Below are 23,269 nucleotides of genomic sequence, written 5' to 3' on the forward strand. Positions count from 1 at the left end.
CATCATGATGTACGACCTTGCGACGTTTCTGTTCTGGATCATCCTCTGCGTCATCATCGGCGGCTTCGTCGGCTGGCACACCTGGTCGGATGCGAAGCAGCCGGACTGGATGCGGAGCTGGCTGCTGCCCGTCATCCTGGCCTTCATCATTGGCTCGCTGATGGCGATGCTGAGCGTGCTGCCGGGCCGCGCCGGGCTGTGGCTCGAGGTCGCGCTGCTGATGGTCGGCGCCTATGTGGTCGGTTGCCTGGTCGGCGGACAGCTGAAGGAATATGTCGGACTTGGCGACGGCAGCGCGATGGCCCCCGGTGGGCCGGGCGGAGTGGCGGCGTTCACGGCGCCAACCCGTCCCCCCTGGGCCGACAGCCCATCGCCGGCCGCGCAGGCTGCGGCCAGCATCGAGGCTGATCGTCTTGCCGCTGAAACTGCGGCGAAGGCCGAGGCGGATCGTCTTGCTGCTGAGGCTGCCGCAAAAGCCGAGGCCGATCGTCTCGCCGCTGAAGCTGCCGCAAAGGCCGAGGCTGACCGTCTCGCTGCTGAGGCTGCGGCAAAGGCCGAGGCTGACCGTCTCGCCGCTGAAGCCGCCGCGAAGGCCGAGGCCGACCGTCTCGCCGCCGAAGCGGCTGCAAAGGCCGAGGCCGACCGTCTCGCCGCGGAAGCCGCAGCAAAGGCCGAGGCCGACCGTCTCGCCGCCGAAGCCGCCGCAAAGGCCGAGGCGGATCGTCTCGCCGCTGAAGCAGCAGCAAAGGCCGAGGCCGATCGTCTTGCTGCCGAAGCCGCGGCAAAGGCCGAGGCCGAACGTCTCGCCGCTGAAGCCGCCGCAAAGGCCGAGGCCGACCGTCTTGCTGCCGAAGCTGCGGCAAAGGCCGAGGCTGACCGTCTCGCCGCCGAAGCGGCTGCAAAGGCCGAGGCCGAACGTCTGGCTGCCGAAGCCGTCGCACATGCGGAGGCGGAAGCGCAGCGCGTTGCCGCGGAGGCGATGGCCAAGGCCGAGGCCGAACGTCTGGCGGCTGGGGCCGCCGCAAAGGCCGAAGCGGATCGTACGGCCGCCGACGCCGCAGCGAATGCCGAAGCCGATCGCCTCGCCGCCGAAGTCGCTGCGTCGGCTGACGAGCCGGCGCCTAGCAGCAGCGATGATGGACGGCCGCCCGCCCTGCCCGCGCCCGACGGCAGCGCCGACGATCTCAAGCTCATCAAGGGCATCGGGCCGAAGAATGAGGCCATCCTCAACGACATCGGCGTGCATCATTTCAGCCAGATCGCGGACTGGTCGCCGGCGCATGCGGACTGGGTCGGCCACCACATGGCGTTCCCCGGCCGCATCGAGCGCGAGCACTGGATCGCGCAGGCCAAGCTGCTTGCCGCCGGCCTCGACACGGCGCATTCGACCGCGGTGAAATCGGGCGCGATCACGATCGACGACCAGGCAGACGCGCCGCTGAGCGAGGACGAGGCCAGCTACCTGCTCGCCCACCTGCCGGCACTGATGCCGCCGGTCGAGAACCAGGACGCCCATGGCGGTGCACGGCCGCTCGGCCTGGCGGCGCCGCGCGGCGGTCAGGCTGACGATCTCAAGCTGATCAAAGGCATCGGCAAGCAGAACGAGGCGCGGCTGCATGGCCTCGGCATCTGGCATTTCGCCCAGATCGCGTCCTGGACCGCCGAACATGCCAAATGGGTCGGGTCCTATCTCGCCTTCGCCGGCCGCATCGAGCGCGAGCAATGGATCAGCCAGGCGAGGGAGCTGGCGAGCGGCGGCACGACCGAATTCTCCCGTCGCGCCGAAGCGGGTCTCGTCAAATCCTCGCTCGACGACGGCTCGCGCGGGCAGGACAACGTCGAGGTCACCCCGCCGCGCGAGTAGCGCGCCAAGCAAACGGTTCGTAGGGTGGGCAAAGGCGCTGACGCGCCCTCTCCACACCCGCAATCACGATGGCGCCGTGCCCACCGTCTTGCCGCCGGCCATGCTGTGAGATGGTGGGCACGGCGCGCGACAGCCTGCCTGAAATGACGGTCGTGCCTCGCGCCTTTGCCCATCCTACGGTTCTACTCCGCCATCTCCACCGGCTCGCTGCGCGACGGGCCGGCCAGCGGGCGCTCCTCCATCAGGATCATGCAGACCGAAGCGCAGGCCAGCATCACGGTGGCTGCGGCATAGACGAAGCGGAAGGCGTGGATCATGTCGGCTTCGGCGATGCCGCTGACCGCGCCGTGGGCGCCCTCGGCGAGCGAGATGTCGGCGCCGAGCACCATCAGCAGGATGGCGCTGAAGGCCGCGACCGTGAATGACGACATCATCGAACGGAAGAAGTTCATCGCGCCGGTGATGGTGCCGATCTGCGAGCGGTCGACCGCGTTCTGCAGCGACACCACCGAGATCGGGAACGCGGTGCCGAGCCCGATGCCGAAGATTGACAGCAGCACCATCAGCACCCACAGCGACGGCGTCGTCACGGTCATGACCGCGGCGGCGATCGTCCCGATCAGCGTGCCGATGATGGCGACGCGCTTGTAGTGCTTCACCCGGGCCATGGTGCGGCCGGCGATCCCTGCGCCGAACGTCGAGATCGCCGCGATCGGGATCAGGCCGAGGCCGGCCTCGCTCGGCGTCAGGTGGTAGACCAGCTCGTAATACAGTGGCAGATGCACCGTGAGCCCGATCAGGGCGCCGAGCGCACAGCCGCTCGCCAGCAGGCCATAAGGCACGACCGTACCACCCATCAGCGACAGCGGCAGGAACGGCTCGTCCGCGCGCTTGGCGTGCCAGACGAAAGCCAGCCCCAGCGCCACGGCGCTGCCGATCATCGCCAGGATCGTCGGCGACAGCCAGGCCAGCTTGTGGCCGCCCCAGGTCAGCACCAGCATGAACACGATCGCCGAGGCCATCAGCAGCAGGCCGCCGGCCCAGTCGACCTTGCGCAGGCGGTGATAGACCGGCAGCCGGCCCATCTTCGGCAGCAGCAGCGCCAGCGCCGCGATTGCGAGGGGAACGTTGATCCAGAAGATCATCGACCAGTGCAGGTGATCGGCGAAGAAGCCGCCGATGACCGGCCCGAGCAGTCCCGCGAGCAGCCAGACGCCGCTGAACCAGGCCTGGTACTGGCCGCGCTCGCGCGGGCTGACGACGTCGGAGATGACGGTCTGCACGACAGGCATGATACCGCCGCCGCCGAGCCCCTGCAGGCCGCGCGCGAGGATCAGCACCGGCATGTTCGGCGCCAGCGCGCAGACCACGGACCCGACCACGAACAGGCTGAGCGCGGTGATGATCATCGAGCGCCGGCCGTAAATATCGCAGAGGGTACCGAACACCGGCGCCACGGCCGTGGAGGCCAGTAGATAGGCGGTGATCACCCAGGACAGATTGGTGACGTCCTGGAACTCGCGGCCGATGGTCGGCAGCGCGGTTGCGACGATGGTCTGGTCGAGCGCCGCCAGGAACATCGTCAGCAGCAGGCTCATCAGGATGGTGCGCACCTCGGCCGGGGTCAGCGGCACCGGGGCAGCGAGCGGGGGCGCATCCTCGATCGCCTGGACCTGCGGCGGAATCGCCGGCAGCTCGGCGGCGAGCTCTTCGGACAAGGATTGGGACGCGGCAGGATATTGGCTCTGCCGTTCGAACTTGTTCATGAGATGAATGCTGTGCCAGGCGCGACGAACGCCGCGCGGATTCGCTTAGATAGCGAACTACTTAAGGCATAATTTTCCCTTGCGGCAGCGGGTCGCGCGCATGGGTGCCTCCCGGCAGCACGGGACTGGTCGCATCATCGTGACTTGCTGCGAGTGCGAAGTGATCTGCCTATTTCGGCCGGCGCTTCAGCTTGGCGAGCTTCGGTAAAAGCACGGGCCACTGCACGATGTGGTCTTCGAGTTCGTCGTCGGGAACGTCGTCCTCGGTGCCCTCGACCCGGCCGCGCACGGACACACCGGCCTCATGCACCGTCTGAGGATCGCCGGAAATCAGCGGGTGCCACCAATAGAGATCACGTCCCTCCGCGACCAGGCGGTAGCCGCAGCTCGGCGGCAACCAGGTGATGGTGCGGACGTTCTCGGGCGTCAGGCGAACGCAATCGGACACCTGTTCGGAGCGGTTCGGGTAATCCTTGCAGGCACATAGGCCGGCATCCAGAAGCTTGCAGGAAATGTGGGTGAAGTAGATGTCGCCGGTATCCTCGTCCTCAAGCTTTTCCAGGCAGCAGCGCCCGCAGCCGTCGCACAGGCTTTCCCATTCCGCCTCGGACATCTCCTCCAAGGTCTTGGTCTTCCAGAACATTCCCTCCTGGCCCGAGGGACGTTTGAGCGGTGCGGTCATCGGTCGAATCCAGGCGGGGCGGGGCGTGGCCGCCATCTAGGTGGCCTGCCCCGCGCGGCGCAAGGGGCACCCTTGCGGTTCAAGCGGGACGTTAGCTTTGTGCATCAAATTGTGAGGGGAACCATTGGTTTGTGACCCCCGCTCGGCTAGATTATGAGCTTGAGTCACTGCGACGGCGGCGCCCAGCGTTACCCGTCTAGTGCCTTGGGTTTGCCGCAACAATCGCGCAAGACCCTCCGATGGCTCCCAGCCCGCGTGCTGAGTGCTTTCGAAGCCCGCTGACACGCTTTCGAAACGACCAGGGTCCCCGTGCGGCAGATCATTCCAGACCATTGGAAGAAGCGGATCAACAATTTCCGCCTGGATCTCGACGCGCGGTTCGATTCGGCGCTGTTCTCCTCGCTGCGCGGGACCCGCGAACTGTACGAGCGGTATTCGGCGTTCATGGACCGCTTTTATGTCGGCGGCTGGAAGCGCTGGGTGTTCGTCGAGCCGTTCTCGGAAGCCGCCACGATCGGCCTCGGCGGCCTGGTGCTGATGCTGGCGCTGGCCATCCCCGCGTTCCGCGAGACCGCCGACGAGGACTGGCTGAAGAAGTCGGACCTCGCCGTGACCTTCCTCGACCGCTACGGCACGCCGATCGGCAGCCGCGGCATCAAGCACAATGATTCGATCCCGCTGGAAGACTTCCCGGACAACCTGATCAAGGCGACCCTGGCCACCGAGGACCGCCGCTTCTACGACCATTTCGGCATCGACTTCCCCGGCCTCGCCCGCGCGCTGGTGACCAACGCCCAGGCCGGCGGCGTCCGCCAGGGCGGCTCCTCGATCAGCCAGCAGCTCGCCAAGAACCTGTTCCTGTCCAACGAGCGCACCATCGAGCGCAAGGTCAACGAGGCGTTCCTGGCGATCTGGCTGGAAACCCGCCTGACCAAGAACGAGATCCTCAAGCTCTATCTCGACCGCGCCTACATGGGCGGCGGCACGTTCGGCGTCGACGGCGCGGCGCATTTCTATTTCAACAAGTCGGTGCGCGACATCAACCTGTCGGAAGCGGCGATGCTGGCCGGCCTGTTCAAGGCGCCGACCAAGTTCGCGCCCCACATCAACCTGCCCGCCGCGCGCGCCCGCGCCAACGTCGTGCTCGACAATCTGGTCGACGCCGGTTTCATGACCGAGGGCCAGGTGTTTGGTGCCCGCCGGAATCCTGCCTTCGCGGTCGACCGCCGCGACGAAAGCTCGCCCAACTACTTCCTCGACTATGCCTTCGACGAGATGCGCAAGCTGGTCGACACGTTCCCGAAGTCCTACACCGAGCGCGTGTTCGTGGTGCGGACCTCGATCGACATGAACGTGCAGCATGCCGCCGACGAGGCGATCGAGAACCAGCTGCGCCAGTTCGGCCGCGACTACCACGCGACCCAGGCGGCGACCGTGGTCTCCGATCTCGATGGCGGCATCCGCGCCATGGTCGGTGGCCGCGACTATGGCTCCAGCCAGTTCAACCGCGCCACCGATGCCTACCGGCAGCCTGGTTCGTCGTTCAAGCCTTATGTCTATACGACCGCGCTGCTGAACGGATTGAAGCCGACTTCGACCATCGTCGACGGCCCGGTCTGCATCGGCAATTGGTGCCCGCAGAACTACGGTCATTCCTATTCCGGCACGGTGACCCTGACCCAGGCGATCACCCGATCGATCAACGTCGTCCCGGTGAAGCTGTCGATCATGCTCGGCGGCAAGGAGGGTCCGAAGGCCGGCCGCGCCAAAATCGTCGAGGTCGCCCGCCGCTTCGGCATCAAGGCGCCGCTGCCCGACACCCCGTCGATGCCGATCGGCTCGGACGAGGTGACGGTGCTGGAGCACGCGGTCGCCTATGCGACCTTCCCCAACAAAGGCAAGGCGGTGACGCCGCATTCCGTGCTGGAGGTGCGCACCGGCGCCGGCGATCCGGTCTGGCGCTGGGACCGCGACGGGCCGAAGCCGCGCCAGGCGATCCCGGCCTCGGTGGCCGCCGACATGGCCGGCATGATGAGCCACGTCGTCAGCGAGGGCACCGCGCGCCGCGCCGCGCTCGACGGCATCCCGACCGCCGGCAAAACCGGCACCACCAACGCGTATCGTGACGCCTGGTTCGTCGGTTACACCGGCAACTTCACCTGCGCCGTCTGGTACGGCAATGACGACTATTCGCCGACCAACCGCATGACCGGCGGCTCGCTGCCGGCGCAGACCTGGCATGACATCATGCTTGCTGCGCATCAGGGCGTCGAGGTGAAGGAACTGCCCGGCGTCGGCATGGGCGAGAAGCTGCCGCAGCCGGCGTCCGCGGCGATGGCGCAGGCCGGCCAGCCGAAAACGCTCGAGATCAAGCCTGGCCCGCCGCCGGTGCTGACCCGTCGCGGCGCCGATGTTCTGGTGCAGGTCGAAAAGATGCTCGACGATGCCGCGCGCGTCGCCGAAAAGACGGCGCCCGCCGATCCGAAGAAGCCGGGCAAGCCGGTGTCATCGAGCGCGCTGGCCTTCCCCGAGAACTACGCCGCTGCGACAGCCGATGGCGCGGCGACCCCTGCCCTTCGCAAGAACTGACGACAGCGATTTCCCGTGCGGCTGCTCTTCATTACATTGGTCACGCTCCTGATCGCCACCGGCGTCGGCATCGGTGCGACCTGGATGACCACGACGCGCGGCACCGAATTCGGCACCCTGACGATCGGCGCCTGGACCGCTCGCCCGAAGACCGGCACCGCCGATGTCGATCCGTATGCGCGCGCCACCATCACCCGCAACGGCGAGCTGCCGATCGGCACCGGCGACGGCGTCGCCTTCACCGCCATCGCCGACGACACCAAGAAGCCGCTCGACGGCCGCTGCGACATCGTCGTCAGCGGCGTGACGCCGCCGGCGCGGTTCTGGACACTGACGCTCTACGATCGCAAGGGCCACCTCGTCGCCAACACGCTGCAGCGCTACGGCTTCACCAGCCAGGAGCTGGTGCGTGGCGCCGACGGCTCGTTCGAGATCCGCGTCGCCGCACGTTCGCGCTCCGGCAACTGGCTGCCGACCGGCGGCATCGAGCGCTATGCGCTGATGCTGCGGCTCTACGACACGCCGGTCGGGGTCGCGACCCGCACGCAGCGTGACGCGCCGATGCCGTCGATCACCACGGTGGGCTGCCCGTCATGATCCGGTTGCTGTTCACGGTCGTCGTCGGTGTGCTGCTCGGCGGCGTGGTCCATCTCGTCAGCGTGCTGGCGCTGCCGCGGATCTCGACCCAGGACGCGTATTCGCGGCTGACGCCGATGACCAAGCTCAACGCCGTCACGCCGCTGCCGATCGCCGATCCCGGCAATTCGCCGATGCCGTTCATGGACCCGGCCTTCGCGATGGCGATCTGCCGCTACGATCTCTCCGACGGGCCGCTGAAGCTGACCGTGCCGGTGAGCCAAGCCTATACGTCGGTGTCGTTCTACACCCGCAACGAGATCGCCTATTACGCGATCAACGATCGCTCCGCCGGCAAGCGCGTCATCGAGCTCGATCTGATGACCGAGAATCAGCACGAGGATCTGCCCGAGGATGAGGAGATCACGGCCGCCGATCGCCTCATCATCGACTCGCCGAGCACGACGGGCCTGATCGTGCTGAAGGCGCTGGCCGCCGAACCCGGTCTCATGCCGCAGGCGCAGGCCTCCCTTGCAGCGGCCAGTTGCGGCGTGCAGGGCGAAGCTCCGGCCAAGGCGGAAAAGCCGCGCGGAAAGCGGTAAGTTTCGCTACCGCAGCCGGCAGCGCAACCCTGTCTTCACCCTTCGTGGCATAGAGGCTGGAGCGATCAGCTGATATGTTGCCGCAGCTCCGCGACGCCTCGCTCACCAACAGGTCAATGCCTCTCGAAATCGAACGGAAGTTTCTCGTCAAGACCGATGCTTGGCGGGATCAGGCGACACACAGTGAATCCCTTCGCGACGGTCTCGTCGCGCGCCAGGACGGTCTGAAGGTCCGCGTCCGCTGCTACGGCAACCGGACGACGCTCTGCGTGAAGAGCGGCCGGCGCGGCCTGTCGCGCGAGGAATTCGAATACGAAATTCCCCGTGATCATGCGGAGGCGTTGTTCGCGCATTGCGAGGGGCGCATCATGGAGAAGACGCGCCATTACGTGCCGGGCGAGAGCGGCATCTGGGAGGTCGACGTCTATCACGGCGAGCTCGACGGTATCGTCATCGCCGAGATCGAGCTGCCGAGCGAAACGACCGTCGTGACGCTGCCCGATTGGGTCGGCGACGAGGTCACCGGCGATCCGCGCTACAGCAAGGCCAACATGCTGACCGAGCGCTTGCGCGCGGCAACGGTGCGCGAGCTGCGCCGCGCGCGTCTTGCAGGCCTGTGATGCGCGTATCACCTGATTGACCGGTGTCAAACCGCCCCTGCGACGCCCATCTTAAACAGCGCGGACTTTGGCGGGCCTGAATGGCCTGCACACGGAGTTTTGCCAGGATGAGTTCATCGCAGGTGATGTCGCAGGCGCTGCGCGCCAAGATCGTGTCGGCGGACGAGGCCGCCGCGCTGGTCAAGCCGGGCAGCCATGTCGGCATGAGCGGCTTCACCGGCTCGGGCTATCCCAAGGCCGTGCCGCTTGCCCTCGCCCGGCGCATCGAGGCTGCGCATGCGCGCGGCGAGCCGTTTCGTATCGGCGTGTGGACCGGCGCCTCGACCGCGCCCGAGCTCGACGGCGCTCTCGCCAAAGCAAATGGCATCGACCTCCGCCTGCCCTATCAGTCCGACCCGACCACGCGCCAGCGCATCAATGCCGGCAGCATCGAATACATCGACCTGCATCTCAGCCATGTCGCGCAGTTTGTCTGGTTCGGCTTTCTCGGCCATCTCGACGTCGCCGTGATCGAATGCGCCGGCATCATGCCGGACGGACGGCTGATTCCGTCCACCTCGATCGGCAACAACAAGACCTGGCTCGATCAGGCCGACAGTGTCATCATCGAGGTCAATTCGTGGATGAACCCGGCGCTGCTCGGCATGCACGATATCTATTACGGCACGCGGCTGCCGCCGCATCGCAAGCCGATTCCCATCATCGCCCCCGGCGACCGTATCGGCGAGACGACCTATCGCTGTGACCCCGACAAGGTCATCGCGGTGGTCGAGACCTACGCGCCGGACCGCAACACGACCTTTGCCGCGCCGGACGCGATCTCCGGCGCAATCGCGGGCCACATCCTGGAGTTCTTCGAACACGAGGTGAAGCAGGGCCGGCTGCCGCGCAACCTGCTGCCGCTGCAGTCCGGCGTCGGCAACGTCGCCAACGCCGTGATGGCCGGGCTCGACGAAGGCCCCTTCCCGCATCTGACCGCCTATACGGAGGTGCTGCAGGACGGCATGCTGAACCTGATCCGCTCCGGACGGATGGAACTCGCCTCAGCGACGGCGCTGTCGCTGAGCTCTGACGCTGCCATTGAGTTCAACCGCGAGATCGAGTTCCTGCGCGACCGCATCGTGCTGCGGCCGCAGGAGATCTCCAACCATCCCGAGGTGATCCGCAGGCTCGGCGTCATCGCGATGAATGGCCTGATCGAGGCCGACATCTACGGCAACGTCAATTCGACCCATGTGCGCGGCAGCAGCATCATGAACGGCATCGGCGGCTCCGGCGACTTCGCCCGCAACGCCTATCTGTCGATCTTCATGACGCCGTCGACCGCGAAGAGCGGCACCATCTCCTGCATCGTGCCGATGGTCACGCATGTCGATCACACCGAGCATGACGTCCAGATCCTGGTCACCGAGCATGGCCTCGCCGACCTGCGCGGTCTGTCGCCGAAACAGCGCGCGCGCATCATCATCGAGACGACGGCACACCCGAAATTCCGCCCTGCATTGTCGGACTATTTCGAACGCGCCTGCCGCGATTCGACCGGCAAGCACTCGCCGCATCTGCTCGAGGAGGCGTTCCGCCTGCTCAGGCCGGACTGACGGGGCTACGGACGTCGTCGCCTCAGCCGCGCGTCGTCAGCGGGCGCTCGATCAGGGGCCGTGCCGCGACCGGAGGGTTGGCGGTCTGCGACGCCAGCTCGCTGATGAGGCGATCGGCATCGGCGGCGATTCCGTCGGGTGCCTGCAGCACGAGACGCTCCAGCGCCCAGCGATAGGATGAGACGCGCTGCTCCAGGCTGATCTGCACCCATTGCACGATCAGCGAATTCTCCTGCATGCGCGCGACCGCGTCGGAACGTTCGCGCGGCGACAGCTCGGTCATGAACTTCATGCTGGCGTCGCGCTTGCGGTCGAGGTCGATGACGCGGATTGCGGAGGAGAAGAACGGCTCGAAGCGCGTGATGTCGTCGCGTACGTCCTCGATCAGCTGCTGATAGCGCGAGGCATGCGAGCGGTGCGGCTCGTCGATCAGGGTGCGGCCATAGGCGGTGCGGTCGAACGCCACCTTCTGGCGCCAGGGCGGCGCCGAGGGCGCATAGTCGCCGAACACCGTCTTCCAGGCGGGACGTGAATGCGGCGGCTCGATCAGCGGATAAGCGAGATCGCGCAGCTGGCGCTCATTGTCCGTCAGCTGGAACTGCGATGGCTTGACGCCGACGCTGGCCGTGGCTTCCGCCCCGATCCATTTGTGCATGTCGTCGTTGCGCATCTCCGCGCGGGTGCGGCCGAAATCACCGCCGCTGCAGGCGCCGAGCAGTTGACCCGCGAGAAGAAGTGCAAGGATCGGCGCAACACGCCGGACCGGGAGCATCATGGCCGGCATTCCCATGTCTCCGGCCTGTCAGCGACGACGGCGGCGGCGGCTCGGTGCGGCACCCTCGCGGGGGCCGCGATCGTCGGTCGAACTTTCGCGCTCGATCCGAACGACGGGAAGAATAAGAATCGTTCCCATGCCCTCCTTCGGCGCGCCGGTCGCGGCAGGTCGCGCGCGACGCGCAGCATCCGCCGGGAAGTCAATGATGGTCGCCATGTCTACTCTCTTTCGTGCCCGAAGTTCTTACCCCCAAACTCCCCGCTGCCCGAACTTCGCAGGCAAGAGGGCACGCAAAACTGACGATCACGAATGCGCATCACGACGAGACAGGCCGCGGCATTCGCACGGAGATGATCAAACCGGCGGCGTGACGCAGCCAAGGCGAGATCATCGAACGGTTCGATTAAGATCAGGACGTGGTTAAGAGGTTCTTAATGCGCGGGCCTCGGACACGGATCGCGTGCAGAGCGTGGGGAAATGGCAAGCCAGCGTTGCGCCTCGGTCTCACCGGGAAAATTCGGCCATCTTCACCGATTGTTTTCCTTAACGCCCCATTAAAACAACTCGGCTCTAATCGGCGCAACGATTGCCGAAGTTGCGTACCCGACATGACAAGATCATCGCTGTTCCCCGGCTTCGACGGGCTGCTCACACTCTCGCGACGCGAGGGTGTCGACATCAAACCCACGCTGCTCCGCGTGCTGACCGACCTCTACGTTCAAGCGAGCACTCATTCGGCTGATGAGGAGCGGCAATTCGTCGAGCTGGTGTCGCGACTGGTCGACGATGTCGATGACGCCACCCGCGCGGCGGTGCGCGCGCGCCTCGCCATCTATCCGGGCACACCGATCGAGATCCTCGGCAAGCTCGGGCTGCGGCCGGCGCAGGACGAGCCCAAGCTGCCGCTCGCCAGCCTGATTCCGCCGAACCTCCGCGCGCCGTCTCGGTCGCCCGCGCGCGACGATGCAAATTCCGCCGACCTGGCGATGCAGCCGAGGGACGCCGCCGAGCTCAGCGAGATGTTCCTGCGCGCCGGCGCGAAGGAGCGCATCGCCATCCTCGAAAATCTGGCTACGGCGCCATTGAAGCCGGCCGCACCGACGCCGCAGCACCGCGCCGCGCAGGCGATCGAGGCGCTGGAGATGGCGGCCTTCAATGCCGACGTCGAGACGTTCACGATCGAGCTCGGCGAAAGCCTGATCCTGCCCGCACGCGTCACCCAGGAGGTGATGGATGATGCGAGCGGCGAGCCGCTCGCCTGCGCCGCGAAGGCATTGGGCATGCCGAACGCGGTGTTCGAGCGGGTGCTGCTGTTCCTCAAGCCGGAGATGGGTCAGTCGGTGCAGACCGTGTTCCGGCTGTCGCGCTTCTACGAGCGGCTGAGCGATCGCGCGGCCCTGATCATGCTGGCGGCGTGGCGTGGCTCGGCGGTGGCGGCGATGAGGGCGAAGCATCGCCCGGCACTTTATGACGATGAACGGCAGCATGTTCGCGCCGGCGCGGCGCGGCCGGCGACATCGGTCCGGCCGATCATCCGCACCGGGACGGACGGGTTCAAGCGCTGACGTGCGTCGTCGCCCGCTGCGCGCGCCGGTATCGTCAGAATGAGAATGCGTTCGCCACGCGGACGCTCGACCGGCTAGGACGGGTCGCGCACCAGATCGAGGAAGTGCCGGCCCTGCTTGTCCTCGGTCTCGACGATCCAGGCGTCCGGATCGAAGCGCTGCTCCTTGACCAGACGCTCCTCGATCTGCGCTTCCGCGACCGGCTGCGGAGCGATCGCAACGAACAGGCGCTCGATCGGGCGGCTGTCGTCATAGACCGTCTGCGGCGCCGGAACGTAGAGCTGGGCCGTGCCGTCCATCAGCGCAACCTTCACGAATACCGCACCCGCCTCCTCGGCGCCACGCCGGCGGATTGCGCTGAATGCGCCCGCCGACTGACAGCGGCGCAGATAGGCGCTGACCCAGATGCTCGTCTTCAGGCGCATGATGATTCAAGCCGAGTGATCGCGTGCCGTGATCGGCAGCCGCCCGCCTGCTCTATTCGATCGGGTGACCGATGACAATTGCGAGCTCGCGCACGAGGCGATCCGTCACCTGCCCCGTCACCGGCAGCTTGCGCTCGCGCTCGAACTTCTGGATCGCGGCCTGGGTGTCGGTGCCGATCATTCCCGTCGGCTTGAGCTGACCGTAGCCATAGTCAGTCAGCGCACGCTGAACTGCGGCGACGCGGCGCGCATTGCCGCCCTGCGTCGGCTGCCCGCGTGAAGCGCCCTGGCCACCGCTGACCGAGCGCACGAGATCGGCGAGCGGATCGGCGTATTTCTGATCCGATCGCGCATCGGCGGCGCGCTGCTCGGCGGCCCTTTGTTCCACCGCCCGGGTCTCGGGAGGCCGCGTCTCGATCACCTTCGGATCGAACGGCGACATATCGGCTTCCATCGGCCGGGGCCGCGGCAACGGATTCGCGCTGGTGAGCACCGGAGGGATCGTGACGATCGAACCGAACATCGGTGCGGGATGCGGTCCCGATTGCAGGAACACGGCATTGACGATGATCGCGCTGCCCGCCGCACAGGCCAGCAGCCCCGCGAACAGATCCTTCGGACTGTGGAGCATGGCCCGCATCAGCCAGCCGCGCTCCTCCGCGACGTCGATCACGGCCGCGGCGGCCCTGGCACGCTTGCGGCGGCGCGGCGGCGCCTCATCCTCGTCTGCAGCTCGTCTAGGCACTCTTCTTCACCTGAATCATCGGCCCGGCCTGGGCGGATCGCGACGGCGACAACGGCGTCACGGTGGCGCTCGCCGCAGCAAGGCAATCGATGGGAAGTCCGATCGTGACCGTCGTCCCCTCGTCGAGCTTGCTTTCTATCGACATTTCACCGCCGTGCAAGTTCACGAGACTCTTCACGATCGAGAGACCGAGCCCGGTTCCCTCGTGACGCCGCTGATAGGTCTTGCCGGCCTGAAAGAACGGATCGCCGATTCGCTTGAGATCATCGGCCGCAATGCCGACGCCGGTGTCGGTGACGCGCAGCAACAGCCGCGACCCGTCGACACCGGCCGACACCGCGACGCGACCGCCGCGCTCGGTGAACTTGATGGCGTTCGAAACCAGGTTGATCACGATCTGCTTGAAGGCACGCGGATCGCCAGTGATCATGGGAAGATCCTGCGGCACATCGGCCGACAGATCGACGCCGTTTTCCCGCGCCCGCAGCGCCAGCAGATTGCAGCAATTGATCAGCGCGGCACGGGGCGCGAACGGCTCCGGCGTCAGCTCGAAATTGCCCGACTCCATCTTCGACATGTCGAGGATGCCGTTCACGACGGACAGCAGATGCTGGCCGGAATCGTTGATCAGCTGAGAATATTCGCGGCGCCGTGCCGGATTCAGCATCAGCACCTGCTCCTGCATCAGCATTTCCGAGAAGCCGATGATGGCGTTGAGCGGCGTGCGCAGCTCGTGGCTCATCGTGGCGAGGAACCGCGTCTTGGCCGCATCGGCGCGTTCGGCGGCACTGCGTGCCAGCTCGAGCGCCTGCTCCTGCAGCTTGCGATCGGTGACGTCGCGCATGACCGCGACGACCTCCTGATCCGATCCGCTCGGCACTGGTCCGGCGGCATCGAGCGGACGGCAGCGCATTTCGACCCAGATGAAATCATGCGTGGTGCGCTGCTCGCCGGCAGCATCGCGCCGCAGGCGGAACTCGACACTCGACGCCTCGCTGCCGCGCGCCGCTTCCGACAGCGCCGTGAGATAGGCGGGGCGATCGGCGACGTGAACACGCTCGAACAGGCCGTGGCCATGCAGCTGGGTCACGGGCGTGCCGAGCAGATTCTCTACCGCCGGCGAGATGAACATGACCGCGCCGTTGCGGCGGTGACGGGAAATCACGTCGCTCATGTTGCGCGCGAGCAGACGATAGCGCTCTTCCTCCCTCGACAGCAGCGTCACACTGGTGCGCGCCAGCGTGTCGGCGGCAAAGGCGAGCACGGCAGCGTAGAGCGTGGCCGAGGCGACGCCGAAGGCGAGCAGGCTCGTGCGCAGCGCCGGATTGGTCTCCGGCTTCGGCAGCCATCCCAGATGGCCGATGAGAATCAGCAGCAGCGCGCATGACAGCGCCAGCGCGGCCGAAAACAGCACGACGCGGCGCGACGCCGAGAACGCCGCTTCCAGGGGAATGACGATCAGCCATACAGCGGCAAAGGATTCGATGCCGCCGGTCTCGATCGACACCGCCATGATCAGTGCCGACAATGCGAGCGACGACAACGCGCAGGCGCTCTCATAGCGGCCGGTCCGCGACAGATACCAGGACAGCAGAATGGGGGCGATCAGCCAGGCGAGCGCGCCGACTTCCAGCGCGCTCGGCGCGCCGCGCATCGCGAGATAGGCGGGGAAGACGGCGAAGGCGGCGAGGCTGCCGAGCAGGCGCGGAGCGATGAAGGCACGATGGCGCGCGCGCGTCATCGCATCAGTTCGAGCCGATGGATGCAACAAGGCATCAAGACAATCGCGGATGATACTCAACACACTCACGGCTCTCGCGCCTCGGCCTGTCGGTCGCTCTTCGGAAGCGAAGAACGCGCCGGGACGCCCCCTGTCGTCGGAAGTCACCGTGTCAGACTCGCATTAAGCGAACGCTAAGGGCCAGGATGCGGCGGCCGCGCCATTCGGCCGGGATGGTGAACGCATCGTTTCCGGCCGCGCGGGCGGTTGCGAAAGCGTCGCGATCTCCAGCCGGTTGCATTTCGATTTCGGCTCACGCCAACGAAAAATTTACGCCGAAAAAAGTTCCGAGCTTCGCTTGGCGAATTCTCAACCAATTAGGCGCAATGCAAGAGGCGCGACATAGAACAAGACAGCTGTGGATCTCGACGGCGTCGGTGAGGACAGGCGCGAGATCGCAGCGACGGTCGGGGTTGCGTGATGTTCTTTCTGCTTCGAATGGCATTCTGGCTCGGGCTCGTGCTCGTACTGCTGCCGCGCGAGAAGAGCCCTGACACCGACAAGCTGCCGCAGATCCATGCGCACGAAGCGGTGCAGGCCGCGACCGCCGCCGTCTCCGACATGAGCCAGTTCTGCAAGCGCCAGCCGCAGGCCTGCGAGGTCGGAGGCCAGGCCGCCACCGTGATCGGCCACCGTGCCCAGGAAGGCGCGCGCAAGATCTACCAGATCATTACCGACAAGCCCGAAGCCGCCGAGAAATCCGGCGCCGCCGACAAGTTCATCGGGCCGGTGAAGCCGTCCAATCTCGACAAGCGTTCTAACGATCACACCGGCTCGATCGACGCGCCAATGGTCGAGGAAGTGCCGGCCGGCCCGGCCACGGTGGACACGCTGTCCGCCGATGACCTCGCGGCCGAATGGCACCTGCCGCCGACGCCCTGACGCACGGAACCGCTGTCGCTTTCATCCCGCCGAGCGCCTATATGAAAGCTCGAACCGGGATATTGAGAGCACCATGACGATCGATGAGATCCGCGACAATTTCGCCCTGCTGGACGATTGGGACGATCGCTACCGCTACGTGATCGAGCTCGGCCGCACCTTGGCGCCGATGCCCGAGGACGAGCATTCCGCCGCCAACAAGGTGCAGGGCTGCGCGAGCCAGGTCTGGCTGTCCCGTCACGTCGACCACAACGGCGCCGTGCCGATTCTCAACTATCTCGGCGACAGCGATGCCCACATCGTGCGCGGCCTGATCGCGATCCTGCTCACGCTGTATTCGGGCCGGACCCCGCAGGACATTCTGAAGGTCGACGCGCCCGCCGTGTTCGACGAGCTCGGGTTCCGCGAGCACCTGACGCCACAGCGATCCAACGGCCTGCGCTCGATGGTCGAGCGCATCCGCTCCGACGCCCGCGAAGCGCTGGCCGCGGCGTCCTGAACCGGTTCCGTTGCTATTTCTCGCGCTCGGGCCGCTGCTGGCCGAGGCCCATCTTCTTGGCGAGCTGGGAGCGCGTGACCGCGTAGTTCGGGGCCACCATCGGATAGTCCGGCGGCAGGTTCCATTTGTCGCGATATTGCTCGGGCGTCATGTTGTACTGGGTCCGCAGATGCCGGCGCAGCGACTTGAAGCGCTTGCCGTCCTCGAGGCAGACCAGATAGTCCGCGTGGATCGACTTCTTCACCGGCACCGCCGGCCGCGCCGGCTCCGGCGCCGGTTCGCTGCGGCCGGACGCCACCCGCGTCAGCGCCGCGTGTACCTGACTGATCAGCGAAGGAATTTCGGCCGCCGGCGTCGGGTTGTTGCTGAGATAGGCCGAGACGATGTCGGCCGTCAGATCGATGAAGCTCTTGCCGGCCCCGTCCGTCATGTCCCCCTCGCCACGCTTTGTCCGGTGACTATCATTCGCAAGTATCGCTCCGATCGAGCGACCGCGTTGTCCGGCAATTCTCCAGTCAATATGGGCAAATGACTGGCGAAATGACAAGAAGGTGAAGACCTCTTCTTGAGAAGATCTGTCCAATCAGCAGTATCGGTTGCCTTATACCAAGCTTTCGCGATCGGGCCCGTGACGCCAGGCGCCGCTCAGCCGCGGCCCTCGAGGTGGGTGCGCAGCTCGTCGATCGAGGCGAAGCGCATCATCCCCTCCGGCATTTGCGCTTCGATCGAGCCATCCGAATAGAGCGAATAGGCCATCCCATCGACGACGCCGGATTTGACGATCACGACGGCAGGCGGGGCCTCTGCTGCCGGCGGCTCAGGCTCGGGCGCAGGTTCGGGCTCGACGAAGGCGGGCGCGGCGCGGGTGAAGCGGCGCGGAAAAGGCGGCCGCGGCGCGTCGCTCTCGCGGGCCCGTTCCGATCTCGACCAGCCATCCTCGAAAGCCGGTGGCGCAGGTTCGGCCGGCGACGGCTCGTCGACCGGCGCAGCCGGTGGTTCACTCAGGGGCGGCGAACGGAAATCGGAGCCGAGCGCTTCCGCGCCGCGCTTTTCCGCACGTTCCCGCTCGCGGCGCGAGGTGGAGGCGAACAACAGGTTGCGCTTCGGCCGCTCCACCGGCTCCGCCGCAACCTCCTCGCCGGCAGGCTCCGGTGCGGCGGGACGCAGCGGGGACGACGGCAACGGCGAGGACGACAGCGGCGAGGCGAGATCCGGCATGCGCGGGCGCAGCCGCGATGAGCCGCTCTCCCGCCAGAGCTCCTCGGTGGGCGGCACCGGCGGAGGCTCGAGCTCGGGCCTTTTGCCGAGGGCCGGCAGCTGCAGCGGCCGGACCTCGTCGGACGCCGGGCGCTGCTGCCGCAACCGGCTCGAGATGATCTTCAGCTCGTTGAGAACGGCCGACAGTGCAAACAGGAGCAAGCCGCTGCAGACGCCGAGAGTGCCCGACTGGATCAGCGTGTTCCCGACGCTGAAGTCCTTGATCGGAATTCCATAGGCGATCGCTCCGAGCCCGGCCAATACGGCGACGGCCCCAGCGACCAACATAGCACTCATCATCGAACCCATCCTCTAATGCGTCAGTCCCGGACGGCGTCCGACCCTTATCACATGAGTTAGCCTGCGGTTGCCCGCGTCCCCCGTTCGGATTTTAGTCGAAATCCGCGACAATTTGCAGCAGAAGTTCGGCTATCGCGCCGCACCATCCCCGCCAAAACCACCAGATGCGCCTCGATCATGACACAATCTCCTCCCGCAACCCGTGGAACCAGCTTGGGTTCCTCCAGGTTTGTCCCGTGCCGCTGGTTCAGGACGCGTTCATGTCGCTGTGGCAATATGGCGCCAAGCAGCCGAAATTCGGGTTCCTGCTGCAGTGCGATGGACGCGTGACGCTCATATTTCCGACACCTCGAAAATCGGGACGCGCTATACGCAGGTGGGGAAACAGACCTGAAGCGCGGAAGCGGGGTCGTTGGGGGACGCCGGGTCACTATCAGCCATGACATCGATAACCACTTCGGTCCTCGAGACGCCGACACGGCGGACACTCGAGCGGACTTGTGACGATCTCGCCATGTTCGTGCTCGCCGCCGTCGCGGTGGTGGCCGGACTGACGTTCCGGGATTATGGCCTGGGCTGGGACGACTACACCCATGCCGAGTACGCCGATCTGTTGCTGCGCATGTACGGTTCCGGTTTCAGGGACACGGCGGCGCTGTCGTTCGCCAATCTCTATATGTACGGCGGCGGGTTCGACATGGTTGCAGCACTGCTGCACAAGATCCTGCCGTTGGAATTGTTCGAGACGCGCCGGCTGGTCGGCGCGATCGTCGGGCTGATCGGCCTCGCCGTCACCTGGCGGCTGGCGCGCCGCATAGGCGGTGCCGTGGCCGGCGTCGCGGCCCTGTTGCTGCTGGCGCTGTGCCCGATCTTCTACGGCCACATGTTCATGAATCCGAAGGATGCCCCCTTCGCGGTCGCCATGGTCGTCCTGCTGATGGGACTCGTCCGCCTGGCCGAGGAGTATCCCTACCCCTCGCCGCGCACGGTCTTGATCCTCGGGCTCGGCGCCGGCTTCTCGATCGGCTCGCGCATCCTCGGAGGCATGGCCGTGGTCTATGCCCTGGTCGGCTTCATGCCCCTGCTGCTGGAGGAATACCGCAAGCAGGGCGCGCGCGAGGCGATCCGCCGTTTTGCGCACGTGCTTTACGTTCTGATCCCCGGCCTGATCCTGGGCTATCTGATCATGGGCCTGATCTGGCCGTGGTCGATCATCGAACCGGCCAATCCGTTGCGCGCCCTGACCTACTTCTCGCACTTCTTCGAGAAGCCGTGGAAGGAGATGTTCGACGGCGCGCTGGTGTCGGTTCCCGACATGCCCTGGTCCTATCTGCCGACGCTGTTCGCGCTGCAGATGCCCGAGCTGATGATCGCGCTGTTCGTGGCCGGCGTGGTGGCCTCGTTGATGTCGCTGTCGCGGCCCGACATGCCGGCCCGCCAGAAGACCATCCTGTTGATGCTGACCTTGGCGGCGACGCTGCCGATCCTGATCGCGATCGTCAAACGCCCGGCACTCTACAACGGCATCCGCCACTTCGTGTTCGTGATCCCGCCGATGGCGCTGCTCGGTGGCGTCGCGTTCTCCTGGCTGCTGTCGTGGCTCAATCCCGACGAGCGCCGCAGTTGGCAGCCGGTGGCGATCGCAGCCTTCTGCTTCGGCCTGCTGCTGCCGCTGGCCGAGATGATCCGCCTCCACCCCTATCAGTACACCCACTTCAACTTCATCGCCGGCACCGTACGCGAGGCCGATACCCGCTTCATGCTCGATTATTGGGGGCTGGCGCTGAAACAGGCCTCGGACGGGCTCAAGGAACAGCTCGACGAGCGCCAGGAGGTGCCGATCGGGCACAAATGGAAGGTCGCGGTGTGCGGTCCGCAGCGCCCGGCCCAGGTTGCGCTCGGCCCCGATTTCACCATCGGCTGGGACAGCCATGCGGCGGATTTCGCCATGACGCTCGGCGAGTTCTACTGCAAGGGACTGACCGCGCCTGTCATGGTCGAGATCAAGCGCGACGACGTCGTGTTCGCCCGGGTCTACGACATCCGTGGCCGCAGCATTTCGAGCCTGCTGTCGATCCCCGCGCCCTGACGCGATCGGCTCAGCCAAACGACATGACAGCCCTCCCGGCTCCGCGCCTTGCCGAGCCGGGAGAGGCCGCTTACGCTCCGACCAAGCAAGAGATCGGAGGATGCCATGTCGCCCGCGGAAGCCCGCCTGAAGGAAGTCCCGTCGAACATGACGGAAGCGGAGTGGTCGCAGCGGGTCAATCTCGCCGCCGCCTACCGCCTGGTCGCGATGTTCGGCTGGGATGATCTGGTCGACACCCACATTTCGGCCCGCGTGCCCGGACCCGAGCATCACTTCCTGATCAATCCCTATGGCCTGTTGTTCGAGGAGATCACCGCCTCGAGCCTGATCAAGGTCGACCTCTACGGCAACCAGCTCTCCGAGAGCGAGTACAGCATCAACCCCGCGGGCTTCACCATCCATTCCGCGATCCACGAGGTACGCGAGGATGCCGGCTGCGTCATCCATCTGCACACGCTGGACGGCGTGGCCGTGTCGAGCTGCGCCGACGGCCTGCTGCCGCTGAACCAGATCGCGCAATACGTCACCCACGACCTCGCCTATCACGACTATGAAGGCGTGGCGCTGGATCATGACGAGCGGCCGCGGCTGCAGCGCGACCTTGGTACCAAGAACTGCATGCTGCTGCGCAATCACGGCACGCTGACGGTAGGCCGCTCGGTCGCCTCGGCCTTCGAGCGCATGTATCACCTGGAGCGCGCCTGCTCGATCCAGGTTCGCACGCGCACGCTCGGTCCGTCGGCCTATCCTGTCCGCGACGAGGTGATCGACAAGAATGCCAAGCTGTTCGACAACGAAGAGCGCGTCGAACTCCGCTCCACCCAGTTGGTCTGGCCGCCGCTGCTGCGCCGGCTCGATCGGGTCAATCCCGGCTACCGGAATTGATTTTCGCGCGCTGATCGGCTAACAAGAGCCCATCACCCTCTGCGCTTTTTGGAATGAAACGCCGTCCAATTCCGGGCGGCGTTTTTGCGTTTGGCTTGAGTCGATCGAGCTCGCGCTCACGACTGCGGCCCGCAAAGCCCCTTCAGCTCTGCGGCCAGACGCCGTTCGACGAACCGGCGCTCGTGATCGGCAAGCTTGGTCGCCAGCAGCCGGCGATGACGCCGCACGTTGGCCTCCCGGGAAAACCGCAGGCGGGCGGGCGGCCGCATCCGGACGCTCGCCGCGCCCGGCGACGTCTCCGCGGCACCAACGGCTTCGACGTCCACCCGCGGAACGATGCGCATGGCTGCACCACCGCCCGGCCGTGGCGGCTGATCCTCGCGGTCGAGCTGCCGCAACGCGCTCAGGATGTCGGCCAGATGCAGCGGACGCGCGATGCCGGGGATCTTGCGCAGGCCCGGCCGCGACTCGACGGCGTACATGTCCGAGGCCCAGGACGACAGGATCAGCCGCTTCTCGGCGATGGAAAGCCCGGCGTCGTTCAGCAGGCTCGTCGGGGATGCATAATGCGAGACCGGGTGGAAAGCGGCCCCGCCAGCGGTGATCGAAAGACTGCGCTCGCTCATGAGATGTCTCCTCCTACGCTCCTTTCACGAGAGACGGATGATGAAGGACGCGGGCAATCAAGCGCCCGCGTCGCAGACCAGAACGATCTCAGGCCGCCTTCTGCCGTGCGATCTGCTCCACCGGCGGCGTGCCGATCGCAATTCGCCGCGGCTTCATCGCCTCGGGAATTTCCCGCACGAGCTCGATGCGCAGCAGGCCATTATCGAACGAGGCGCTGGTGACCTGCACGTAGTCGGCAAGATTGAACTGCCGCTTGAACGGCCGCGCCGAGATGCCCTGATAGAGGTACTCGCGGCTCTCCATGTCGGCCTTGCGCCCTTCCACGGTGAGCACGTTGTGCTCGGCCGTGATGGCGAGTTCGTCCGGCGCGAAGCCGGCCAGCGCCAACGAGATCTGATAGCGGTCCTCACCAAGCCGCTCGATATTGTAGGGAGGATAATTGTCCTCGACGGCGCGCTGCGTCTCGTCGAGCATGTCGAACAGGCGGTCGAAGCCGATGGTGGAGCGCCACAGCGGGGCGAAGTCATAAGTCCTCATAGCCAAGTCCTCCTAGGAGCAAGATGGATACGAAGGAGCGCCAGCCGATGCAGGACTTTTCCGAGGACCAACAACCGGTCAGCGCCCAGATCACAACCGGGCCCTGATGGCACCCGGCGCCGCCGAAGCGGCGAAAAACGAATTAGAAAAAGCCGAAGCCGATTTCAAGAGGTGGCCTTCGATTTTTTTGTCGCATCTCCTGCGGCGAGTTGCCGTCAGGCGGCCACCGCCGACAGCCGCTGCAGCCGCATCGTGGCCTCGCGCAGCACGCTGACCAGCCGGTCGCGCTCGCGGGCGTCGAGATCGCCCTGCGACAACACCGTCTGGCAATGCGCGACGACGCGCTGTTCGCTGGCGATCAGGAAGCGGGTCAGGCGCCGGGGATCCGTCGCGCTCATGACAGCGGCCAGATTCGGCGGCGGATGGTCGTACTGCCACGAAGGCATGATCGCCCCTGCCCAAGAGCGCTGGGCCAACTCCGGGCGGCGCGTCAGCGCGGCCGCACCTCCCGTCGATCGTCTGTCCCCCAAGCCCGGCCGCGTCTATGATTGTGGCGGGTTCTGGACGGTTTGCGATCGTAGATCTGATTGATAGCTGCGCGTTGTG

Annotated in this window: 23 protein-coding genes; 11 read left to right on the forward strand and 12 right to left on the reverse strand. The window is 66.1% G+C overall.

Features of this window, described 5'->3' with window-relative positions:
• The first annotated feature begins 4 nt into the window (after positions 1-4).
• Positions 5-1,864 carry a cell envelope biogenesis protein TolA gene (locus ACQR1I_RS22600; protein ID WP_434868404.1) on the forward strand — a complete coding sequence of 620 codons (1,860 nt, stop codon included), beginning with the start codon at positions 5-7 and terminating at the stop codon, positions 1,862-1,864.
• A gap of 182 nt (positions 1,865-2,046) precedes the next feature.
• Here the strand turns inward: ACQR1I_RS22600 and ACQR1I_RS22605 are convergent, their stop codons facing one another.
• Both ACQR1I_RS22605 and ACQR1I_RS22610 read right to left on the reverse strand, forming a co-directional pair.
• Complete coding sequence (locus ACQR1I_RS22605) at positions 2,047-3,630, reverse strand: MDR family MFS transporter (RefSeq protein ID WP_434868403.1); 1,584 nt, start codon at positions 3,628-3,630, stop codon at positions 2,047-2,049.
• A gap of 169 nt (positions 3,631-3,799) precedes the next feature.
• Complete coding sequence (locus ACQR1I_RS22610; protein WP_434868402.1) at positions 3,800-4,312, reverse strand: YcgN family cysteine cluster protein; 513 nt, start codon at positions 4,310-4,312, stop codon at positions 3,800-3,802.
• A 309-nt stretch (positions 4,313-4,621) separates the two neighbouring features.
• On the opposite strand from ACQR1I_RS22610, the gene ACQR1I_RS22615 reads away from it, so the two are divergent.
• From ACQR1I_RS22615 to ACQR1I_RS22635, 5 genes are all read left to right on the forward strand, one after another.
• The gene (locus tag ACQR1I_RS22615; protein ID WP_434868401.1) at positions 4,622-6,901 is read left to right on the forward strand and encodes a transglycosylase domain-containing protein; all 2,280 of its coding nucleotides are present in this window, start codon (positions 4,622-4,624) and stop codon (positions 6,899-6,901) included.
• A 15-nt stretch (positions 6,902-6,916) separates the two neighbouring features.
• Positions 6,917-7,498, forward strand: a complete 582-nt coding sequence (locus ACQR1I_RS22620; protein ID WP_434868400.1) for a DUF1214 domain-containing protein — start codon at positions 6,917-6,919, stop codon at positions 7,496-7,498.
• Complete coding sequence (locus tag ACQR1I_RS22625; protein WP_434868399.1) at positions 7,495-8,079, forward strand: DUF1254 domain-containing protein; 585 nt, start codon at positions 7,495-7,497, stop codon at positions 8,077-8,079. The genes ACQR1I_RS22620 and ACQR1I_RS22625 overlap by 4 nt, the downstream gene beginning before the upstream one ends.
• 116 nt (positions 8,080-8,195) lie before the next feature.
• Complete coding sequence (locus ACQR1I_RS22630; RefSeq protein WP_434868398.1) at positions 8,196-8,699, forward strand: CYTH domain-containing protein; 504 nt, start codon at positions 8,196-8,198, stop codon at positions 8,697-8,699.
• A 107-nt stretch (positions 8,700-8,806) separates the two neighbouring features.
• A complete protein-coding gene (locus ACQR1I_RS22635; protein ID WP_434868397.1) occupies positions 8,807-10,297 on the forward strand; it encodes an acetyl-CoA hydrolase/transferase family protein in 1,491 nt (496 codons plus the stop codon).
• Between the two features lie 22 nt (positions 10,298-10,319).
• On the opposite strand, the gene ACQR1I_RS22640 is transcribed toward ACQR1I_RS22635, so the two are convergent.
• Positions 10,320-11,069, reverse strand: coding sequence for a hypothetical protein (locus ACQR1I_RS22640; protein ID WP_434868458.1), 750 nt, complete (start codon positions 11,067-11,069; stop codon positions 10,320-10,322).
• A gap of 30 nt (positions 11,070-11,099) precedes the next feature.
• Positions 11,100-11,288: a hypothetical protein gene (locus ACQR1I_RS22645; RefSeq protein WP_434868396.1), complete on the reverse strand. Its 189-nt coding sequence runs from the start codon at positions 11,286-11,288 to the stop codon at positions 11,100-11,102.
• A 392-nt stretch (positions 11,289-11,680) separates the two neighbouring features.
• On the opposite strand from ACQR1I_RS22645, the gene ACQR1I_RS22650 reads away from it, so the two are divergent.
• The gene (locus tag ACQR1I_RS22650) at positions 11,681-12,637 is read left to right on the forward strand and encodes a DUF2336 domain-containing protein (protein ID WP_434868395.1); all 957 of its coding nucleotides are present in this window, start codon (positions 11,681-11,683) and stop codon (positions 12,635-12,637) included.
• 74 nt (positions 12,638-12,711) lie between these two features.
• Here the strand turns inward: ACQR1I_RS22650 and ACQR1I_RS22655 are convergent, their stop codons facing one another.
• From ACQR1I_RS22655 to ACQR1I_RS22665, 3 genes are read right to left on the reverse strand one after another with little or no spacing between them, the layout of a single operon-like run.
• On the reverse strand, positions 12,712-13,062 hold the full coding sequence (locus ACQR1I_RS22655) for a DUF1491 family protein (RefSeq protein WP_434868394.1): 351 nt from the start codon (positions 13,060-13,062) through the stop codon (positions 12,712-12,714).
• 52 nt (positions 13,063-13,114) lie between these two features.
• Entirely contained in the window at positions 13,115-13,807 is a 693-nt protein-coding gene (locus ACQR1I_RS22660) for a peptidoglycan-binding domain-containing protein (RefSeq protein ID WP_434868393.1), read from the reverse strand.
• Entirely contained in the window at positions 13,800-15,617 is a 1,818-nt protein-coding gene (locus tag ACQR1I_RS22665; RefSeq protein WP_434868392.1) for a PAS domain-containing sensor histidine kinase, read from the reverse strand. The genes ACQR1I_RS22660 and ACQR1I_RS22665 overlap by 8 nt, the downstream gene beginning before the upstream one ends.
• 390 nt (positions 15,618-16,007) lie before the next feature.
• Between ACQR1I_RS22665 and ACQR1I_RS22670 the strand changes: the two genes are divergently transcribed.
• Positions 16,008-16,469 carry a DUF5330 domain-containing protein gene (locus tag ACQR1I_RS22670; RefSeq protein ID WP_434868391.1) on the forward strand — a complete coding sequence of 154 codons (462 nt, stop codon included), beginning with the start codon at positions 16,008-16,010 and terminating at the stop codon, positions 16,467-16,469.
• A gap of 73 nt (positions 16,470-16,542) precedes the next feature.
• On the forward strand, positions 16,543-16,968 hold the full coding sequence (locus tag ACQR1I_RS22675; RefSeq protein ID WP_434868390.1) for a SufE family protein: 426 nt from the start codon (positions 16,543-16,545) through the stop codon (positions 16,966-16,968).
• Between the two features lie 13 nt (positions 16,969-16,981).
• Here ACQR1I_RS22675 and ACQR1I_RS22680 read toward each other — a convergent pair whose 3' ends face one another.
• Both ACQR1I_RS22680 and ACQR1I_RS22685 read right to left on the reverse strand, forming a co-directional pair.
• Entirely contained in the window at positions 16,982-17,398 is a 417-nt protein-coding gene (locus tag ACQR1I_RS22680; RefSeq protein WP_434868389.1) for a MucR family transcriptional regulator, read from the reverse strand.
• Positions 17,399-17,613: 215 nt separating this feature from the next.
• Positions 17,614-18,525 (reverse strand): hypothetical protein, encoded by a 912-nt coding sequence (locus ACQR1I_RS22685; protein ID WP_434868388.1) that lies wholly within the window; start codon positions 18,523-18,525, stop codon positions 17,614-17,616.
• 439 nt (positions 18,526-18,964) lie between these two features.
• Between ACQR1I_RS22685 and ACQR1I_RS22690 the strand changes: the two genes are divergently transcribed.
• Both ACQR1I_RS22690 and ACQR1I_RS22695 read left to right on the forward strand, forming a co-directional pair.
• Positions 18,965-20,614, forward strand: a complete 1,650-nt coding sequence (locus ACQR1I_RS22690) for a glycosyltransferase family 39 protein (protein ID WP_434868387.1) — start codon at positions 18,965-18,967, stop codon at positions 20,612-20,614.
• A gap of 105 nt (positions 20,615-20,719) precedes the next feature.
• A complete protein-coding gene (locus ACQR1I_RS22695; RefSeq protein ID WP_434868386.1) occupies positions 20,720-21,499 on the forward strand; it encodes a class II aldolase/adducin family protein in 780 nt (259 codons plus the stop codon).
• Between the two features lie 116 nt (positions 21,500-21,615).
• Here ACQR1I_RS22695 and ACQR1I_RS22700 read toward each other — a convergent pair whose 3' ends face one another.
• The 3 genes from ACQR1I_RS22700 to ACQR1I_RS22710 form a co-directional block, all read right to left on the reverse strand.
• On the reverse strand, positions 21,616-22,125 hold the full coding sequence (locus ACQR1I_RS22700; protein WP_434868385.1) for a hypothetical protein: 510 nt from the start codon (positions 22,123-22,125) through the stop codon (positions 21,616-21,618).
• Between the two features lie 88 nt (positions 22,126-22,213).
• Positions 22,214-22,663 carry an Hsp20 family protein gene (locus tag ACQR1I_RS22705; RefSeq protein WP_434868384.1) on the reverse strand — a complete coding sequence of 150 codons (450 nt, stop codon included), beginning with the start codon at positions 22,661-22,663 and terminating at the stop codon, positions 22,214-22,216.
• A 215-nt stretch (positions 22,664-22,878) separates the two neighbouring features.
• Complete coding sequence (locus ACQR1I_RS22710; RefSeq protein WP_434868383.1) at positions 22,879-23,109, reverse strand: hypothetical protein; 231 nt, start codon at positions 23,107-23,109, stop codon at positions 22,879-22,881.
• Positions 23,110-23,269 lie beyond the last annotated feature (160 nt).

The organism is Bradyrhizobium sp. HKCCYLS2038 (assembly GCF_051167655.1).
Taxonomy (GTDB): domain Bacteria; phylum Pseudomonadota; class Alphaproteobacteria; order Rhizobiales; family Xanthobacteraceae; genus Bradyrhizobium.

Bases quoted from the DNA above. Each gene is read 5' to 3' on its own strand.
- ACQR1I_RS22710 (WP_434868383.1), bottom strand. From the start codon at position 23,109: ATGCCTTCGTGGCAGTACGACCATCCGCCGCCGAATCTGGCCGCTGTC.
- ACQR1I_RS22635 (WP_434868397.1), top strand. From the start codon at position 8,807: ATGAGTTCATCGCAGGTGATGTCGCAGGCGCTGCGCGCCAAGATCGTG.
- ACQR1I_RS22645 (WP_434868396.1), bottom strand. From the start codon at position 11,288: ATGGCGACCATCATTGACTTCCCGGCGGATGCTGCGCGTCGCGCGCGA.
- ACQR1I_RS22630 (WP_434868398.1), top strand. From the start codon at position 8,196: ATGCCTCTCGAAATCGAACGGAAGTTTCTCGTCAAGACCGATGCTTGG.
- ACQR1I_RS22655 (WP_434868394.1), bottom strand. From the start codon at position 13,062: ATGCGCCTGAAGACGAGCATCTGGGTCAGCGCCTATCTGCGCCGCTGT.
- ACQR1I_RS22705 (WP_434868384.1), bottom strand. From the start codon at position 22,663: ATGAGGACTTATGACTTCGCCCCGCTGTGGCGCTCCACCATCGGCTTC.
- ACQR1I_RS22695 (WP_434868386.1), top strand. From the start codon at position 20,720: ATGTCGCCCGCGGAAGCCCGCCTGAAGGAAGTCCCGTCGAACATGACG.
- ACQR1I_RS22650 (WP_434868395.1), top strand. From the start codon at position 11,681: ATGACAAGATCATCGCTGTTCCCCGGCTTCGACGGGCTGCTCACACTC.
- ACQR1I_RS22640 (WP_434868458.1), bottom strand. From the start codon at position 11,069: ATGCTCCCGGTCCGGCGTGTTGCGCCGATCCTTGCACTTCTTCTCGCG.
- ACQR1I_RS22680 (WP_434868389.1), bottom strand. From the start codon at position 17,398: ATGACGGACGGGGCCGGCAAGAGCTTCATCGATCTGACGGCCGACATC.
- ACQR1I_RS22610 (WP_434868402.1), bottom strand. From the start codon at position 4,312: ATGACCGCACCGCTCAAACGTCCCTCGGGCCAGGAGGGAATGTTCTGG.
- ACQR1I_RS22675 (WP_434868390.1), top strand. From the start codon at position 16,543: ATGACGATCGATGAGATCCGCGACAATTTCGCCCTGCTGGACGATTGG.
- ACQR1I_RS22685 (WP_434868388.1), bottom strand. From the start codon at position 18,525: ATGATGAGTGCTATGTTGGTCGCTGGGGCCGTCGCCGTATTGGCCGGG.
- ACQR1I_RS22690 (WP_434868387.1), top strand. From the start codon at position 18,965: ATGACATCGATAACCACTTCGGTCCTCGAGACGCCGACACGGCGGACA.
- ACQR1I_RS22670 (WP_434868391.1), top strand. From the start codon at position 16,008: ATGTTCTTTCTGCTTCGAATGGCATTCTGGCTCGGGCTCGTGCTCGTA.
- ACQR1I_RS22700 (WP_434868385.1), bottom strand. From the start codon at position 22,125: ATGAGCGAGCGCAGTCTTTCGATCACCGCTGGCGGGGCCGCTTTCCAC.
- ACQR1I_RS22605 (WP_434868403.1), bottom strand. From the start codon at position 3,630: ATGAACAAGTTCGAACGGCAGAGCCAATATCCTGCCGCGTCCCAATCC.
- ACQR1I_RS22625 (WP_434868399.1), top strand. From the start codon at position 7,495: ATGATCCGGTTGCTGTTCACGGTCGTCGTCGGTGTGCTGCTCGGCGGC.
- ACQR1I_RS22600 (WP_434868404.1), top strand. From the start codon at position 5: ATGATGTACGACCTTGCGACGTTTCTGTTCTGGATCATCCTCTGCGTC.